General features: G+C 67.0%; 13 protein-coding genes and 6 tRNA genes. 3 read left to right on the top strand and 16 right to left on the bottom strand.

Annotated elements, in window-relative coordinates:
• Positions 1–12: 12 nt before the first annotated feature.
• On the top strand, positions 13–1,395 hold the full coding sequence (locus ACM1PE_RS21605) for an MFS transporter (RefSeq protein ID WP_059380246.1): 1,383 nt from the start codon (positions 13–15) through the stop codon (positions 1,393–1,395).
• A gap of 16 nt (positions 1,396–1,411) precedes the next feature.
• On the opposite strand, the gene ACM1PE_RS21600 is transcribed toward ACM1PE_RS21605, so the two are convergent.
• From ACM1PE_RS21600 to ACM1PE_RS21560, 9 genes are all read right to left on the bottom strand, one after another.
• Positions 1,412–2,287: an EamA family transporter gene (locus ACM1PE_RS21600; protein WP_165867922.1), complete on the bottom strand. Its 876-nt coding sequence runs from the start codon at positions 2,285–2,287 to the stop codon at positions 1,412–1,414.
• Positions 2,284–3,303, bottom strand: a complete 1,020-nt coding sequence (gene bioB, locus ACM1PE_RS21595) for a biotin synthase BioB (protein WP_118933853.1) — start codon at positions 3,301–3,303, stop codon at positions 2,284–2,286. Before bioB ends, ACM1PE_RS21600 begins: the two co-directional genes overlap by 4 nt.
• Before the next feature lie 246 nt (positions 3,304–3,549).
• Positions 3,550–5,043 (bottom strand): PAS domain S-box protein, encoded by a 1,494-nt coding sequence (locus tag ACM1PE_RS21590; RefSeq protein WP_059380243.1) that lies wholly within the window; start codon positions 5,041–5,043, stop codon positions 3,550–3,552.
• 213 nt (positions 5,044–5,256) lie between these two features.
• Positions 5,257–5,333, bottom strand: a tRNA-Asp gene (locus ACM1PE_RS21585).
• A gap of 71 nt (positions 5,334–5,404) precedes the next feature.
• Positions 5,405–5,480, bottom strand: a tRNA-Glu gene (locus ACM1PE_RS21580).
• A gap of 39 nt (positions 5,481–5,519) precedes the next feature.
• Positions 5,520–5,595: transfer RNA gene (locus ACM1PE_RS21575), tRNA-Ala, on the bottom strand.
• 103 nt (positions 5,596–5,698) lie between these two features.
• A tRNA-Asp gene (locus ACM1PE_RS21570) sits at positions 5,699–5,775 on the bottom strand.
• Between the two features lie 64 nt (positions 5,776–5,839).
• A tRNA-Glu gene (locus tag ACM1PE_RS21565) sits at positions 5,840–5,915 on the bottom strand.
• A gap of 39 nt (positions 5,916–5,954) precedes the next feature.
• A tRNA-Ala gene (locus ACM1PE_RS21560) sits at positions 5,955–6,030 on the bottom strand.
• 355 nt (positions 6,031–6,385) lie between these two features.
• Between ACM1PE_RS21560 and ACM1PE_RS21555 the strand changes: the two genes are divergently transcribed.
• Positions 6,386–7,441 (top strand): aldo/keto reductase, encoded by a 1,056-nt coding sequence (locus tag ACM1PE_RS21555; protein WP_118933855.1) that lies wholly within the window; start codon positions 6,386–6,388, stop codon positions 7,439–7,441.
• 7 nt (positions 7,442–7,448) lie between these two features.
• On the opposite strand, the gene lnt is transcribed toward ACM1PE_RS21555, so the two are convergent.
• The 5 genes from lnt to miaB form a co-directional block, all read right to left on the bottom strand.
• The gene (gene lnt, locus ACM1PE_RS21550; RefSeq protein WP_419340879.1) at positions 7,449–9,077 is read right to left on the bottom strand and encodes an apolipoprotein N-acyltransferase; all 1,629 of its coding nucleotides are present in this window, start codon (positions 9,075–9,077) and stop codon (positions 7,449–7,451) included.
• Positions 9,074–9,964, bottom strand: coding sequence for an HlyC/CorC family transporter (locus ACM1PE_RS21545; protein WP_118933857.1), 891 nt, complete (start codon positions 9,962–9,964; stop codon positions 9,074–9,076). Before ACM1PE_RS21545 ends, lnt begins: the two co-directional genes overlap by 4 nt.
• 153 nt (positions 9,965–10,117) lie before the next feature.
• On the bottom strand, positions 10,118–10,591 hold the full coding sequence (ybeY, locus tag ACM1PE_RS21540; RefSeq protein ID WP_059380240.1) for an rRNA maturation RNase YbeY: 474 nt from the start codon (positions 10,589–10,591) through the stop codon (positions 10,118–10,120).
• Positions 10,581–11,606 carry a PhoH family protein gene (locus tag ACM1PE_RS21535; protein ID WP_059380239.1) on the bottom strand — a complete coding sequence of 342 codons (1,026 nt, stop codon included), beginning with the start codon at positions 11,604–11,606 and terminating at the stop codon, positions 10,581–10,583. The genes ybeY and ACM1PE_RS21535 overlap by 11 nt, the downstream gene beginning before the upstream one ends.
• On the bottom strand, positions 11,603–13,036 hold the full coding sequence (gene miaB, locus ACM1PE_RS21530; protein WP_054451562.1) for a tRNA (N6-isopentenyl adenosine(37)-C2)-methylthiotransferase MiaB: 1,434 nt from the start codon (positions 13,034–13,036) through the stop codon (positions 11,603–11,605). Before miaB ends, ACM1PE_RS21535 begins: the two co-directional genes overlap by 4 nt.
• 168 nt (positions 13,037–13,204) lie before the next feature.
• Between miaB and ACM1PE_RS21525 the strand changes: the two genes are divergently transcribed.
• The gene (locus tag ACM1PE_RS21525) at positions 13,205–13,966 is read left to right on the top strand and encodes a phosphatase PAP2 family protein (RefSeq protein WP_118933859.1); all 762 of its coding nucleotides are present in this window, start codon (positions 13,205–13,207) and stop codon (positions 13,964–13,966) included.
• A 44-nt stretch (positions 13,967–14,010) separates the two neighbouring features.
• Here ACM1PE_RS21525 and ACM1PE_RS21520 read toward each other — a convergent pair whose 3' ends face one another.
• Together ACM1PE_RS21520 and ACM1PE_RS21515 are read right to left on the bottom strand one after the other, a co-directional pair.
• On the bottom strand, positions 14,011–14,721 hold the full coding sequence (locus ACM1PE_RS21520) for an alanyl-tRNA editing protein (protein ID WP_059380237.1): 711 nt from the start codon (positions 14,719–14,721) through the stop codon (positions 14,011–14,013).
• A gap of 50 nt (positions 14,722–14,771) precedes the next feature.
• Positions 14,772–15,449 (bottom strand): VOC family protein, encoded by a 678-nt coding sequence (locus ACM1PE_RS21515; protein WP_419340877.1) that lies wholly within the window; start codon positions 15,447–15,449, stop codon positions 14,772–14,774.
• Between the last annotated feature and the right edge of the window lies 1 nt (position 15,450).

The raw sequence follows: 15,450 nt of genomic DNA, 5'->3' as shown, positions 1-15,450 counted from the left end.
GTTGCCGACGCCATGCTCGCCACCATCTCCTCTTTTTCGTCGCTTTACTTCGCGACCTTGCTGATGCTCATCGGCACGGGTCTGTTCAACACCTATATGGGGCTCAGGCTGACAGCGCAGTCTGTCAGCGAGGTATGGATCGGCGCCCTGATCGCCGGCTACTACCTGGGCCTGGTGTGCGGCGCCCGCCTTGGGCACAAACTCATCATCCGGGTGGGCCACATCCGGGCGTTCGTCGCCTGTGCGGCGGTGGCCACCAGCATGATCCTGGCCCAGACGCTGGTCGACTCCATGCCGCTGTGGCTGGTGTTCCGCGTCATTTCGGGCATCGTGATGGTGACCGAATTCATGGTCATCGAAAGCTGGCTCAACGAGCAGACCGAAAACCACCAGCGCGGGCGCGTCTTCTCGGTCTATATGGTTGTGTCCGGCCTGGGCACCGTGCTGGGTCAACTGGCCCTGACGGCCTATGCCACGCTGGACCTGCGGCCCCTGACGCTGGTGGCCATGTGCCTGGTGCTGTGCCTGGTGCCGATCGCCGTCACGGCGCGTTCGCACCCGCCCACGCCGCTCCCGGCGCCGCTGGATATACGCTTCTTCATGCGGCGCGTGCCGCTGTCCATGACGGTGCTGTTCGTGGCCGGCAACCTTTCCGGCGCTTTCTACGGCCTGGCGGCCGTCTACGGCGCCAAGCATGGCCTGTCGACCTCGCAGGCGGCGATCTTCGTGGCCGCCGCGGTGACCGCGGGCCTGCTGTCGCAATGGCCCATGGGCTGGCTGTCCGACCGCATCAACCGCGCCGGGCTGATCCGCTTCAACGCGCTGCTGCTGGTGCTGCTGCCGGTGGTGATGTGGGGCTGGATCGTGCTGCCGTACTGGGCGCTGGTCGCCATGTCCTGTGTCTTCGGCGTGCTGCAGTTCACGCTGTACCCGCTGGGCGCGGCGTTCGCCAACGATCACGTGGAATCCGAGCGCCGGGTCAGCCTGTCGGCCGTGCTGCTCATGACCTACGGCGTGGGGGCATGTGTCGGGCCGATGATCGCCGGGGTGCTGATGTCCCTGGCCGGCCCCAGCATGTACTACGTCTTCATTTCCGCCTGCGCCCTGATCCTGGTCTGGCAGGTGCGTCCCACCCGCGTCACCGGCGCGCATCAGGTGGAAGAGGCGCCCACGCATTTCGTGCCCATGCCGGACACGCTGCAGAGCTCGCCCGCCGCGGCGGTGCTGGATCCGCGCGTGGATCCGGCCACCGACATCGCCATGGAAATGGTGCAGCCCGAAGTTGCGCCCGTGGCGGCGGCCGAACCGCCCGCCGCGGAACCGCCAGGCGACGCCGCCAAGGATACGGCGGACGACGCCGCAGAAGACGAACGCCAGATGCGCACCGGCACCTGAGGCCGGGATGGCGCCCTTACCAGGGCGCCATCAGCACGATGGCCGCCAGGGCCAGCGCGATGCCCAGCAGGTTCAGCCGGGTCAGCGGTTCGCGGAAAGCCAGCGCGCCGACCAGCGTGCCCAGCGTGATCACGCCCATGTTCATGGACGCGAATACCAGCGCGGGATGTTCGGGCAGCGACTGGTGCGCGCGGATGTAGGTCAGGATGTTGCCGAAGTTCGCCAGTCCCAGCGCCGCGCCCGCGGCCAGGTGCCGAAGCTGGCAGCGCACCCGCCGCCACAGCAGGTAGCAGAGCATCAACACCCCGGCGATGAGGAAGGCCAGCAGCAGCCCGCCCGCGAAAGCCGTGCCGGCGCGCGCCATCTGCTTGAACAGGATGTCGATGACGCCATAGCCCACCCAGACGACCAGCGGCCACAGCCACATGGCGCGGCTGTTGGCCACCGTGTCCTCGCCCGGCGCCTGCACGCGGGGCGCACGGCGCAGCAGGCAATACAAGGCGCTGGCGGCCAGCAGCGTCGCGGCCAGCTTGCGGCCGCTTACCGGTTCGCCGAACAGCAGGAAGGCCGCCAGCAGCGGGATGAACAGGGACAGGCGCTGCGCCGCGTCGCTGCGCACGATGCCGGCATGGCGCACGGCCGCGGCCATCGCCAGGAACACGCTGGGCAGCAGCACGCCCAGCGCGGCCAGCACCAGCCACGGCGTTTGCGGGGTCAGCAGCGTCGCCGGGTCCGGGCGCAGCACGGCCCAGCAGAGCAGGGCGGCCACCGCATAGTTCATGGCGATAGCCTGGCGCACGTCCACTTGGTAGCGCCGCGCCAGTTTCAGCAGCACGGCCACGGTGACGCTGCAGGCGACGCTGGCCAGCAGGTAGAGGAGGCCGGGCGTCAACGGCATGCCGTGGCGTCGTGGTGCGTGTGCTGGGCTGCGTCGATGCGCATGCCCAGGCGCTGCAGCAGGCGCTGGTCGGCTTCCATCTGCGGATTGGCGGTCGTCAGCAGGGCGTCGCCGTAGAACATCGAGTTGGCGCCCGCCATGAAGCACAGGGCCTGCAGCGCGTCATCCATGGCTTCGCGGCCGGCGGACAGACGCACGGCGGCGCGCGGCATGGCGATCCGGGCCACGGCGATGGTGCGCACGAATTCGAACGGGTCCAGGGCTTCCACGCCGGCCAGCGGCGTGCCTTCCACCTGCACCAGGTTGTTGATCGGCACGGATTCGGGATAAGGCTCCATGTTGGCCAGCTGGGCAATCAGGCCGGCGCGTTCGCGGCGCGATTCACCCATGCCGACGATGCCGCCGCAGCACACGTTGATGCCGGCGTCGCGCACCCGGTCCAGCGTGTCCAGCCGGTCCTGGTAGGTACGGGTGGAAATGATCTTGCCGTAGAACTCGGGCGAGGTGTCCAGGTTGTGGTTGTAGTAGTCCAGGCCGGCGCTCTTGAGCTGTTCGGCCTGGCCTTCGCGCAGCATGCCCAGCGTGACGCAGGTCTCCAGGCCCAGGGCCTTCACCGCGCTGACCATCTCGGCCACCGCCTCCAGGTGGTGCGGCTTGGGGCTGCGCCAGGCGGCGCCCATGCAGAAGCGCTGCGCGCCGCCCTCCTGGGCCTTGCGGGCCGCGGCCACCACGTCCGCCAGGGGCATCAGCTTGTCGGCGTCCAGGCCGGTGTCGTAGTGCGAGGACTGCGGGCAATAGGCGCAGTCTTCGGGACAGCCGCCAGTCTTGATCGACAGCAGGCTGGACAGCTGGATGGCGTTCGGATCGAAGTGGGCGCGGTGCGTCTGCTGCGCCCGGAACACCAGATCCATGAACGGCAGCTCGTAGAGCGCCATGATGTCGGCGGCGCTCCAGGCGGGGGCGGCGGCCGGCTTGGCGATGGTCGGGACGGGGACGTAGGCGGTCTGCATGGATGGGCTCCTTTCGGTCTTGCGGGGATCGCGCCGCTTGTCGGGCAAGGGCAGGATCGGCGGATCGTAAGAAGCTGCGCAGGGTTTGCGCAATGCAGGCCGCCAGGCAGAAATTAGCAGCCTGTTACGGTGGTTTTTATGGGAAATGAAAGATTTTTGGGGTTGCGGGCTACTAAGTGGCGGACATCTTCGGGGACGCCGAGGTGTTGATTATTTTGCATCTAATTGTAAATTTTTAGAGGGGGATCAGCCCTTGGCCAGCTTGTCCCGCGTCCGCACGCGCTCGTGCCCGGTAATGCCGCGGTCCCGCGCCCACACGATGGCCGCGCTGCGGCGGTGCACGCCGATCTTGCTGTAAATGGTGGCCACGTGGTTGCGCACCGTGTTGCGCGACAGCTTCAGTTGCCGGGCGATGCCCTCGTCGTCGTGGCCTTGGCACATCAGGCTCAGCACCTCGCGTTCACGCGAGGTGAGCTGCGCCAGTTCGGCCACGTCGCGCGTCGCGGGCGCGGGCTCGCGCAATTGCGCCAGCTTCTCGATGACGCTGCGGCTGAACCAGGAGGTGTCCTGCATGACAGCCTCGATCGCGGTCAGCAATTCCCCCTCGGAGCGCTTGCGTTCCGTGATGTCCTGGATCGCCAGCAGCACGCGTTGCTGGCCGCCGAGGGTCACGGGGTCGGCCGACAACAGGCAATCCAGCCGGCTGCCGTCCGTGGCCGCCAATGCCACCTCGCGGCTGCGGGCGCTTTCGCCGCGCTTGAGGCTGGCCTCCAGTTCATCGGAGAGCTGGAGCCCCAATCCGGTCAGCGTCCGGCCTATGCCGTCCTGCGCAGAGGCGCCCGCGGCCGTGGCGAAGGCGTCGTTCAGGTCCAGCGCGAGCAGGGTCTCGCCCTCGCAGACCGCCATGGGAACGGGCGCCAGACGGAACGTCTTGGAAAATCGTTCCTCGCTTTCGCGCAAGGCCAGCTCCGTGCGCTTGCGGGCTTCGAGGTCGATGAAGGTGAACAGCATGCATGGTTCGCCCTGCATGTCGATGGGCTGGCCCGCGACGATGACGAATTTCACGCTGCCGTCTGCAAGTTTCAACACGCCCTCGCGTTGCGCAATGGTCTGTCCTTCGTTGAGGCTGGCGACCGCGTTGTCCTTGTCGTCGCCGCCGTCCAGCACGTCCAGTTCATAGGCTGACTTGCCCACGATGACGTCGCGCGCATAGCCGGTCATCTCCAGGAAGCCCTGGTTCACCTTCACATAGCGCAGGTCGGACAGGCGGCAGATGAGGGCGGGCGCGGGGTTGGCGCCGAAGGTGCGCTCGAAGCGTACTTCGGCGTTGATCTGCTCGGTCTGGTCATGCAGGATCAGGACGCGGTAGTCGGCGCCGTCGCTACCGTCCAGGTTCAGGCCGCTGGCGCGCACATTGCGCAGGAACGCGTCGTCGTCCTTGCGTTCCAGGTCCAGCAGCAGTTCGTCGAACGGCTCGGCCGCAGCCAGCAGATCCAGCGGATATTGGCGCGCGGGCACGCGTTGATGGTTGCGGTAGCTGAGGCTGTAGCGCTTGCGGTAGCCGGCTGGCGTGCCGCCGAGTTCATCCAGCTTATCGGCGCCATGCAGCCTGAGCGCGCTGGCATTGGCCCAGGCGATGGCGCCGTCCGCTTCGAGCAGGATGATGCCTTCGTTCAGGCCTGCGATGATGCGTTGCAGATGCTGGCGGTGCGGATGGGGAGCGGCGGCGTTCGCGGTCACGTAGTCCTCTTCTTTTCGCTGGGCACGACGCAAAGAGAATGAAGGCGCACTGAAAGCCTGTCCAGATGGCGAAATGGACGAGTCTGAGCGTAGGGGGGATGGGGGGGAAGATGGCTGCCGCCAGATGATGCGGGCAGAAATGCAAAAAGCTCCGGAAACCGGAGCTTTCTATGGCTGGCAAGGCTAGCGCGCTTGCGAACTGCGTGATGTGCTTGGCGGAGCGGACGGGGCTCGAACCCGCGACCCCCGGCGTGACAGGCCGGTATTCTAACCAACTGAACTACCGCTCCGCAGCGGTTTACTCTGACTTCTTCAATGCACTGCGGTGTCAAGGCAGTTTGGTACTACATGCCAGAAAGACTGGCGTCCCCTAGGGGATTCGAACCCCTGTACTCACCGTGAAAGGGTGATGTCCTAGGCCTCTAGACGAAGGGGACCTGAACAAAACAGAACAACTTTACTACCGTACTGCTTACTGGTGGAGGTAAGCGGGATCGAACCGCTGACCTCTTGCATGCCATGCAAGCGCTCTCCCAGCTGAGCTATACCCCCCAGGATCCTCGATGTCCCAAACTTCAGACAACAAGGTCTCACACTATATAAAGCAAAAAAGCCCCGAAAACGGAGCTCTTGAAAGACTCTGAGCGAGAGCTTTTGGCGGAGCGGACGGGGCTCGAACCCGCGACCCCCGGCGTGACAGGCCGGTATTCTAACCAACTGAACTACCGCTCCGCAGCGGCGTACTCAACTACATTGTCACTTCAACTGCATCACTACATACTGCTGCCAGAAGAACTGGCGTCCCCTAGGGGATTCGAACCCCTGTACTCACCGTGAAAGGGTGATGTCCTAGGCCTCTAGACGAAGGGGACTTGGACTTGCAAACTGGTACTGCATCCTTCGCCGTTGACTGGTGGAGGTAAGCGGGATCGAACCGCTGACCTCTTGCATGCCATGCAAGCGCTCTCCCAGCTGAGCTATACCCCCGTCTTTCTAATCAACCCGTTCAACGTTTTACGAAATCGAACACACGTTTTACCGAGTGCTTTTTCGTAGTTCGTTGCCGGTTTTGTTTAGTGCCGTTGGCGAAGAAACGAGATTATGCACGAACTAAATTTGGTGTGCAAGTCGCTTGGCGGCAAAAAGCAAAAAAGTCGGGAAAAAAAGGGGGGTGGAAGGCGATTTTCTCCCGATTTTGCTCTTTTTTTGCTCAGAGTGGGCCAGCATGATTGATGCAGAAATCAAGTAAATCAAAGACTTGTGAGAATGGTATCGTGAGCGAAAAATTTTTTCGCCGATCCGGAGAATTTTCTGCGCCGGACCCGCACGCACGGACATCGCCATGAGCAGCAAGACTTCGTTCCCCACACGGCCGCTGGGCCAGAGCGGCATGGACATCACCCGGATCGGGCTGGGCGCCTGGGCCATCGGCGGCAGCGGTTGGGCGGTGGGCTGGGGGCCGCAGGACGATGCTGATTCGGTGGCGGCGATCCGCCGCGCCGTCGAGCGCGGCATCAACTGGATCGACACCGCCGCGGTGTACGGGTTGGGGCATTCCGAGGAAATCGTGCGCCGGGCGCTGGCGCAGATGACGCCGGACGCCCGGCCTTACGTGTTCACCAAATGCGGCCTGACCTGGTCGGCGGAGCAGCCCCAGGCGATGCCGCGGCGCACCGGCGCGCCAGCCAGCATCCGGCGCGAAGTCGAGGACTCGTTGCGCCGGCTGGGCGTCGAGCGCATCGATCTCTATCAGATGCACTGGCCGGCGGGCGACGGCACGCCCCTGGAGGTGTACTGGCAGGAACTGCTGGATCTGAAGCAAGAGGGCAAGGTCAGGGCGGTGGGGCTGTCCAACCACAATCTCGCGCAACTGCAGCAGGCCGAAATGCTGGGCCACGTGGATACGCTGCAGCCGCCGTTTTCGGCCATTCAGCGCGCCGCGGGCGCGGAGCTGATTCCGTGGTGCGAGCGCAATGGCACGGGCGTGATCGTCTACAGCCCGATGGGGTCCGGCCTATTGACCGGCGCCTTCAGCGTGGAACGCGCCCGCGCCTTGCCGGCGGATGATTGGCGCGCGCGCAACGCGGAATTCGCCTCTCCGGGCATCGAACGCAACCTGGCGCTGGCCGATGCGTTCAAGCCCATCGCCGAACGCCACGGCGCAACGGTTGCGGCGGTAGCAGCGGCCTGGACCCTGGCCTGGCCGGGCGTGACGGGCGCGATCGTGGGCGCCCGCAACGCGGCCCAGGTGAATGGATTGCTGGGCGCGGCGTCGCTGGAACTGGATGGCGAGGATATGGACGCCATCGCGGACGCGATCGAGCGCACCGGCGCCGGCAGCGGGCCGCTGCGCCCGCCGGAGGAGAGCGGCGCGCTGCCGGCCAATCTGTTCGCCTGAAGACGCCTCAGGCGCGGCGCGTCTTGCGGCCGCTGCCGAACGCGGCGATGAGCGCCAGGCCGATCAGGGCCAGCGCCGTCTTGTCGCCGAAGCGCGCGTAGGGCGTCAGCCCCGTCATGCCTTGCACGGCCACCGGCAGCACGCCGGCCTGCAGCGGCGCGAGCTGGGCCGCGACGCGGCCCTTGGCGTCAATGGCGGCGGTGATGCCGGTGTTGGTGGAGGTCAGCATCGGCCGCGCCGTTTCCTTGGTGCGCAGGCGGCCGATCTGCAGATGCTGGCGCAAGGCCCAGGAGTCGCCGAACCAGCCCAGGTTGCTGACGTTCACCAGTATGGTCGCGCCCGGTTCGCCGTTGGGGCCGGGCTGCAGCGCGGGCAGCAGGTCGGGTCCGAACAGGTCTTCGTAGCAGATGTTGAATGCGATGTGCTGGCCGCCGACGGCGAAGGGCGTCTGCCGCACCGCGCCGCGGTCGAAGTCGCCCAGCGGAATGTTCAGCATGTCCACGAACCAGTGGAAGCCGGGCGGCACGTATTCGCCCCAGGGCACCAGGTGGCGCTTGTCGTAGCGCATGGCGGTGCTGCCGGCCACGAGCTGTTCGACCGGGGTATTGCCGTCAAAGCCCATGACGCTGTTGGTGTAGCGGTCGCGGCCGTTGACGCGGTCGTGCAGCGGCACGCCCATGGCGATGGTGGCGTTGCGCTGGGCGGCCAGGTCGCGCCAGACCGCCCAGACGCGCGGATCCAATTGGTCCTGGAAAATCGGCAGTACGGTTTCCGGCAGGATGATCAGCTGCGGCGCGGGCACGCCCGGCGCCGGCGGCATGGCGGCCAGGTCCAGGTGGCGCGTCAGGCTCTGGTCGAGCAGGGCAGGGTCGAATTTCTGGGATTGTCCGATGTTGCCCTGGACCAGGCGCACGTTCAGCGGATCGCCGGACGGCGTGGACCAGTCGATGCGGGACAGCGGCCAGCCGGCGGCGGCCAGGGCCAGCGCGATGCCGGCGGCCAGGGCGTGGCGCGAGCCGGTGCCGCTCTTGCGCGAGGGCTGCCACAAGCTGGCGAGGGCCGCGGCGACGAAGGCGGCCAGGAAAGCCATGCCATGCACGCCGAGCAGCGGCGCCCAGCCGGCGATGGGACTATCGACCTGCGCGTAACCGATGTTGAGCCAGGGAAAGCCGGTCAGCAGCACGGCGCGCAGCCATTCGAATGCGGCCCACATCGCGGCCCAGGCCAGCGTGCCCGACAGGATGCGGGAGGGCGGAGAGCCCGGCTCCAGCGGCGCGTAGCGGCGCGCCAGCGCGCTGGCGGCGGCCGGGAACAGGGCCAGGAAGGCCGACAGCGCCAGCACCGCGGCCACGGCCAGCGGCGCGGCCAGGTCGCCGTAGCGGTGCAGGCTGATGAAAATCCAGTACAAGCCCAACGAGTAGCTAGCGAAGCTGAACAGCCAGCCGCGCAGCCAGGCCTGCTTGGCCGAAGGGGCGTACAGGGTGACGCGCGCGGCGATGGCCAGCATCAGGACCTGGGTCACCGCCAACGCCCAATCCGGCAGGGGGCCGGGCGAGAACGTCAAGGCGTGCGCGGCGCCCGCCAGCACCAGGCCGGCGGCGCCGCGCAGATTACGGCTGCGCGGGGTTTGGGTCATGCTTCGTCGGAGGGGCGGGAGGCTTGGGACGGGGCGTTGCGCTTGACGCGCAGCCAGATGGCGCGGCGCGCGTCGCCGCGGGCCACTTCCAGGCGCAGGCCGTCGAATTCGGCGGTGTCGCCGCGGCGCGGGATGCGGCCCAGCTGTCCGCCCATCCAGCCGCCGACGCTGTCGTACTCGTCGTCGGGCAACTGGCAGCCGAACACTTCATTGAAGTGCGAGATGTCGGTGGCGGCCAGGACGCGCCACTGGTTCTCGCCTTCGGGGAAGATCGAGTCTTCCTCGGTTTCGTCGAATTCGTCTTCGATGTCGCCAACGATCTGTTCCAGCACGTCTTCCATCGTGACCAGGCCGGAAATGCCGCCATGCTCATCGATGACGATGGCCTGGTGGTTGCGGCTGGCGCGGAACTCGTGCAGCAGCACGTTCAGGCGCTTGGATTCGGGGATGAACACGGCGGGCCGCACCAGCGTGCGCACTTCGATGCCGGGTTCCAGCATGCAGCGCAGCAGATCCTTGGCCAGCAGGATGCCGATGATGTTGTCGCGGTCGCCCTCGTAGACGGGGAAGCGCGAGTGGGCGGTCTCGATGACCGAGGCCACCAGGTAGGGGATGGGCTGCGTGACGTCCAGCAGATCCATGCGCGAACGCGGGACCATGATGTCGCCCACGGTGCCTTCGGACACGGCGAGCGCGCCCTTGATCATCTTGTAGGATTCCGCGTCGAGCAGCTGGCGTTCGTGCGCGGCTTCCAGAACGGCCTTGATGCCTTCGCGGTCCTCGGGCTCGCGGCGCACGAGGGAAAGCAGGCGGTCTAGAAGGGATTTGGCGGCGGGTTTGGAGGAGCGAGCAGGCGTCGCTTCGGGAGCAGGGTAAGGGTCAGACATCGTCCGGGAGGACAAGTTATGGAGGGGCCAGCATAACCGATACTGGCCTGCAATTTGTAACGGCGGTCCCCAAAATGAGGGGAACCGCCGCCATCTGCGCCTTGCTGGACGCCATTTTCAGCCAATTTCTCAGGGTTGACCCGAGTCCGCGCGTCATGCCTCGACGTAAGGATCGGCGATGCGCATGGCGGCCAGCGTGGCGGTCTCCAGGGCTTCCATGCGCTTGGCGTCGCGGGCCTTGATGTGGTCGTAGCCCAGCGCGTGCAGCACGCCGTGGATGGTGAGGTGGGCGGCGTGGTCCAGCAGCGCCTTGCGCTGTTCGCGGGCCTCGCGCACCAGCACCGGCACGCACATGACGATGTCGCCGCGCGCAACGCCCAGCGGATCCACGCCGTATTCGAAGGTCAGCACATTGGTGGCGTAGTCGCGGCCGCGAAAGTCGCGGTTCAGGCGCCGGCCTTCGGCCGCGCCGACCAGCCGCAGGCTCAGTTCCGCGGCCGAAAACGTGACCAGGCCGTCCTCGGCCGCGCCCGCCAGCGCGCGTTCGGCCCAGCGGCGCAGGCGCCAGCGGGGCAGGCGGGCTTCCTCGACGCCGTATTGCACGGACAGGGACAGTTCAGGCTTCATCTTCGGCGGCGCGGTCGTAGGCGTCGACGATGCGGGCGACCAAGGGATGGCGCACGACGTCTCGGCTGGTGAATCGGGTGGTGGCGATGCCTTGCACGTCGTGCAGCACCTTCACCGCATGCGCCAGGCCGCTATCCTGGCCGCGCGGCAGGTCCACCTGCGACGGGTCGCCGGTGATGACCGCCTTGCTGCCGAAGCCGATCCGCGTCAGGAACATCTTCATCTGTTCCGGCGTGGTGTTCTGCGCTTCGTCCAGGATGACGAAGGCATGGTTGAGCGTGCGGCCGCGCATATAGGCCAGCGGCGCGATTTCGATGGTTTGCTTTTCGAACAGGCGCTGCACCTTCTCGAAGCCCATCAGGTCGTACAGCGCGTCGTACAGCGGGCGCAGGTACGGGTCGACCTTCTGCGCCAGGTCGCCGGGCAGAAAGCCCAGGCGCTCGCCGGCTTCGACCGCGGGACGCGTCAGCACCAGGCGCTGCACCGTGTCGCGCTCCATCGCGTCGATGGCGCAGGCCACGGCCAGCCAGGTCTTGCCGGTGCCGGCGGGGCCGACGCCAAAGGTGATGTCGTGCTTGAGGATGTTGTTCAGGTAGTCGCGCTGGCGCGGCGTGCGCGGACGCAGGTCGCTGCGCTTGGTGCGCAGGGCGATGCTGTCGCTTTCGTCGTCCAGGGCGGGCAGCGGGTCGGCCTCGCGGGCCTGCTCTTCCTTCAGTTCCTGTTCCTGGCGCCCGACGCCGATCTCCACCAGCCCGAGCTGGATGTCGTCGACCGACAGGGCGCGGTGCACGGCCTGCTCGTGGAAGCGGCGCAGTATCCGGCCGGCCAGCTCCGCCAGTTCGCCTTCGATGGTGACGCGGCTGCCGCGGCGCGAGAGCTTGACGTTCATGCCGTCGGCCAGCTGCCGCAGGTTTTCGTCCAGCGGGCCGCAGAGGTTGGCCAGATGGGTGTTGTCGCCGTCCAGGGTGACGACGATGGGCATGCTGCGACGGGCGCGGGAGCGGGGAGTGGTCATTCGGCCTCTTGGGGAGTGCGGTCCACGTCGGCGACCCGGGCGCGCAGCGAATTGGTGTGCGCTTCGGTGATGATGACGTCGACCATTTGTCCGATGAGCCGCGCGGGCGCGGCGAAGTTCACGATGCGGTTGTTCTCGGTGCGGCCCATCAGCTCGTTCGGGTCGCGGCGCGAGGGGCCTTCGACCAGCAGGCGCTGGCGCGTGCCGACCATGTTGCGGGCGATCGTGGCCGCCTGCTCGTTGATCAGCGCCTGCAGGCGCTGCAGGCGGCGCAACTTCACGTCCTGCGGCGTGTCGTCGTGCAGGTCGGCGGCGGGCGTGCCCGGGCGGCGCGAATACACGAACGAGAAGGAGGTGTCGAAACCGACGTCCTCGATCAGCTTCATGGTCTTTTCGAAGTCTTCCTCGGTTTCGCCGGGGAAGCCCACGATGAAGTCCGAGGACAGCGTCAGGTCCGGGCGGGCGGCGCGCAGGCGGCGCACCACGGACTTGAATTCCAGGGTGGTGTAGCCGCGCTTCATGGCCGCCAGCACGCGGTCGCTGCCGGCCTGCACCGGCAGGTGCAGGAAGGACACCAGCTTGGGCAGGCGGGCGTAGGCGTCCACCATGCGCTGGGTCATTTCCTTGGGGTGCGAGGTGGTGTAGCGGATGCGCTCGATGCCCGGGATTTCGTGCACGTATTCCAGCAGCATGGCGAAGTCGGCGATCTCGTCGCTGTCCGTCATGCGGCCGCGGTAGGCGTTGACGTTCTGGCCCAGCAGCGTCACTTCCTTCACGCCCTGGTCGGCCAGGTCGGCGACTTCCACCAGCACGTCCTCGAAGGGGCGCGAGACTTCCTCGCCGCGCGTGTAGGGCACGACGCAGAAGCTGCAGTACTTGCTACAGCCTTCCATGATGGAGACGAACGCCGTGGCGCCGTCCACGCGGGGCGGCGGCATGTTGTCGAACTTTTCGATCTCGGGGAAGCTGATGTCCACCTGCGAGCGGCCTTCGTCGCGGCGGCGCTTGATCAGGTCCGGCAGGCGGTGCAGCGTCTGCGGACCGAACACCACGTCCACGTAGGGCGCGCGCTTGACGATGGCTTCGCCTTCCTGGCTGGCCACGCAGCCGCCCACGCCGATCACCAGGTTGGGATTGGTTTTCTTCAGGTGCTGCACCCGGCCCAGGTCCGAGAAGACCTTTTCCTGCGCCTTCTCGCGCACCGAACAGGTGTTGAAGAGGATGACGTCGGCGTCTTCGGGGTTGTCGGTCAGCTCCAGGCCCTGGTCGCCGCGCAGCACGTCGGCCATCTTGTCCGAGTCGTACTCGTTCATCTGGCAGCCGAAGGTGCGGATGTACAGCTTGCGGGGGGAGCCGGCGTCGGCGGCGGGAAGGGCGGCGCTGGCGCCGTCGGGCGCGGCGTCGGCGCGCTTGAGGGTGGTTTCTTGCATGATGGTCGCCGTGACGGGTGTAGATCCCGGGGGCAGAATGGTAGGAAACCCGGGATTTTAACCCTTGCCCGAATTTGCTTCTTGGTCTGGCGCGCGCTGGCCGTTACGATAGCGTGCCGGGCTGATTCCACAGTCCAGAATATTTCTCATTTCCCGACAGCGGTACCGATGAACAGCAACCCCCTGACGCCTTCGGCGGCCGCTCCCGTATCCGACGCCGCGGCCGGTTCCGCGCCCGACCAGTTCCGCAACCCGTTTTCCGCTTTGACCTGGGTGCTGCTGGGCTGCGCGCTGGCGCTGGCCGCCAGCGCCTGCGCGTTATGGGTGGACCTGCCGTTGGCGGTGTGGATCAAGCAGTCGGTGTCCGAAGGCGTGAACGAATCCTTCGAATGGATCGGCGAACTCGGCGAAAGCGGCCCCTATATCGGCGTGGCGCTGGCCTTCTACGTGATCGGCCTGGTCGGCCTGGCGCGCGGCTGGCGCAACCCGGTGCGCATGAGCTACGCCAGCATGGCGCGCGGCAGCCTGCTGATGCTGTCGACCATGGCGGTCGGCGGGCTGGTGGTGCTGGTACTCAAGCGTTCGGTGGCGCGGGCGCGCCCCGAGCTCTTCTTCGAGAAGGGCATCTACGGGCTGGGCGAGTCTTTCTCCCGTGCCCAGCTGTACAACTCCTTCCCTTCCAGCCACACCTATGCGGCATTTGCCGTGGCGGTGGTGCTGGGCATCCTGGCGCCGCGCTGGCGCTGGGTCTTCCTGCTGCTGGCGGCGCTGGTGGCGATGAGCCGGCTGGTCAACCTGGACCACTATCTGTCGGACGTGATGACGGCCGCGGGTATCGCGGTGCTGGTCGGGCACGTATTGGCGCCCCGGGTGCTGGGCGCCAGCTACCAATGGCCTCTGCGCGCGCCCTGGCGCTGGTGGAAGAAGTAAGCCTGGTCCAGGCGGCCGGCCATGAGCCGGCTTCAGGCGGCGGCTTACGCGAAGTTCACCACCACGCGCCGGTTCGTGCGGCTTTTCTTTTCGATCTTGGTGACTGCTACGGCGCCGATTTCGCCCGTGTTGGCCACGTGCGTGCCGCCACAGGGCTGGCGGTCCACGCCGGGGATCTCGACGATGCGTATGCTGGCCGTGCCTGCCGGGGGCGCGGCGCCGATGGTGCGCACCAGATCGGGTTGCGCGGCCAGTTCCTCGGGCGTGATGCAGTTGATGCTGACGCCGGTACGGGCGTCGATCAGGGCGTTCAGGCGTTCGGTCAGGTCGGCCTTGTCCAGCGTGGATTCGGGCAGGTCGAAGTCGATGCGGGCGGAATCGGGCGAAATATTGCAGCCGGTCACCGGCGCGGGCACCAGCGAGCCCAGCAGGTGCAGGCAGGTATGCAGGCGCATGAGGCGGTGGCGCCGCGGCCAGTCGATGGCCACCGAAATGCGCTCGCCCACTTGCGGCGCGATGTCGCCTTCCAGCACGTGCAGGATGCGCTTGCGGTCTTCGGCGTAGACGGTGTCGGTGAGCGTCAGTGCGCGGCCGTCGGCCAATGTCAGCGTGCCGCTGTCGCCCGCCTGGCCGCCGCTGCGCGCGTAGCAGACGGTCTCGTCCAGTTCGACGCCCTCGGGGCTGACCGCGATCACGGTGGCCTCGCACCGGTCCAGATAAGGGTCTTCGTCGAAACGCTTGCGGGTGGAATGCATGTAAAGGGTCTCCGGATGTTCTGGGTTTTTTTGCAAGGCGGGGCGGACAGTCAGGCCAGGATCTTCAGGCCGTCGGCTGTTTCGATCTGCGCGCTCAGGCGCGGCGGGCCGTCAGTCTGTTCCAGCTGGATCAGGTGATCCGCGCCCAGCCAGACCAGCCCCTGGCGCAGCAGTCCGGCCTGCGGGTGGCTGCCGGAAAGTTGCTTGAGGACGAGGTCCTGGCGCGGCAGGCTGACGCCAGGGTAGTCGGCCACGTCCCACTGGATCAGCGTGGGCAGCAGGCCGTCGCCAGCCGCGTGGCCGGCTTCGCGCCAGGCGGGCAGGCTGCCATCGTCCGGCACCGTCAGCCGCCAGCGCAAATGGCCGCGCTCCATGGGGATGGCGGGCGGAATGCGCGCGGGATGCTCGGCCTGCATGCGGGTCAGATCGTGCGGCGCTTCGACCCGTGCCGCCCAATGCGCCAGGTAGGGACCCTGGGCGATGCGGGCGCGGACGGCGTCCTGATCGAGCCCGAACCAGCGCGGCCGCGCAGGCGTTGGGGCCTGCGGATCGATGGCAATGACTTCAAGGTAGATGCCGCCGGCCATGCCCAGCACCCGGTTGTGGGTGCCCATGCGCGGATGCGCGCCGCCGCCCGAGGGGGCCATGCCGAGCAGTCTGGCGACGTATTCGGCGCCGCTGTCCAGGTCCGCGGCGGCGATGACGAGGTGATCGATGACGAGTTTCATG

Source organism: Achromobacter sp. PD1 (genome assembly GCF_048541815.1).
GTDB lineage: Bacteria > Pseudomonadota > Gammaproteobacteria > Burkholderiales > Burkholderiaceae_B > Achromobacter > Achromobacter bronchisepticus_A.
Note: the sequence above shows the minus strand (reverse complement) of the source record. Positions and strands in the feature narration are given on the sequence as shown.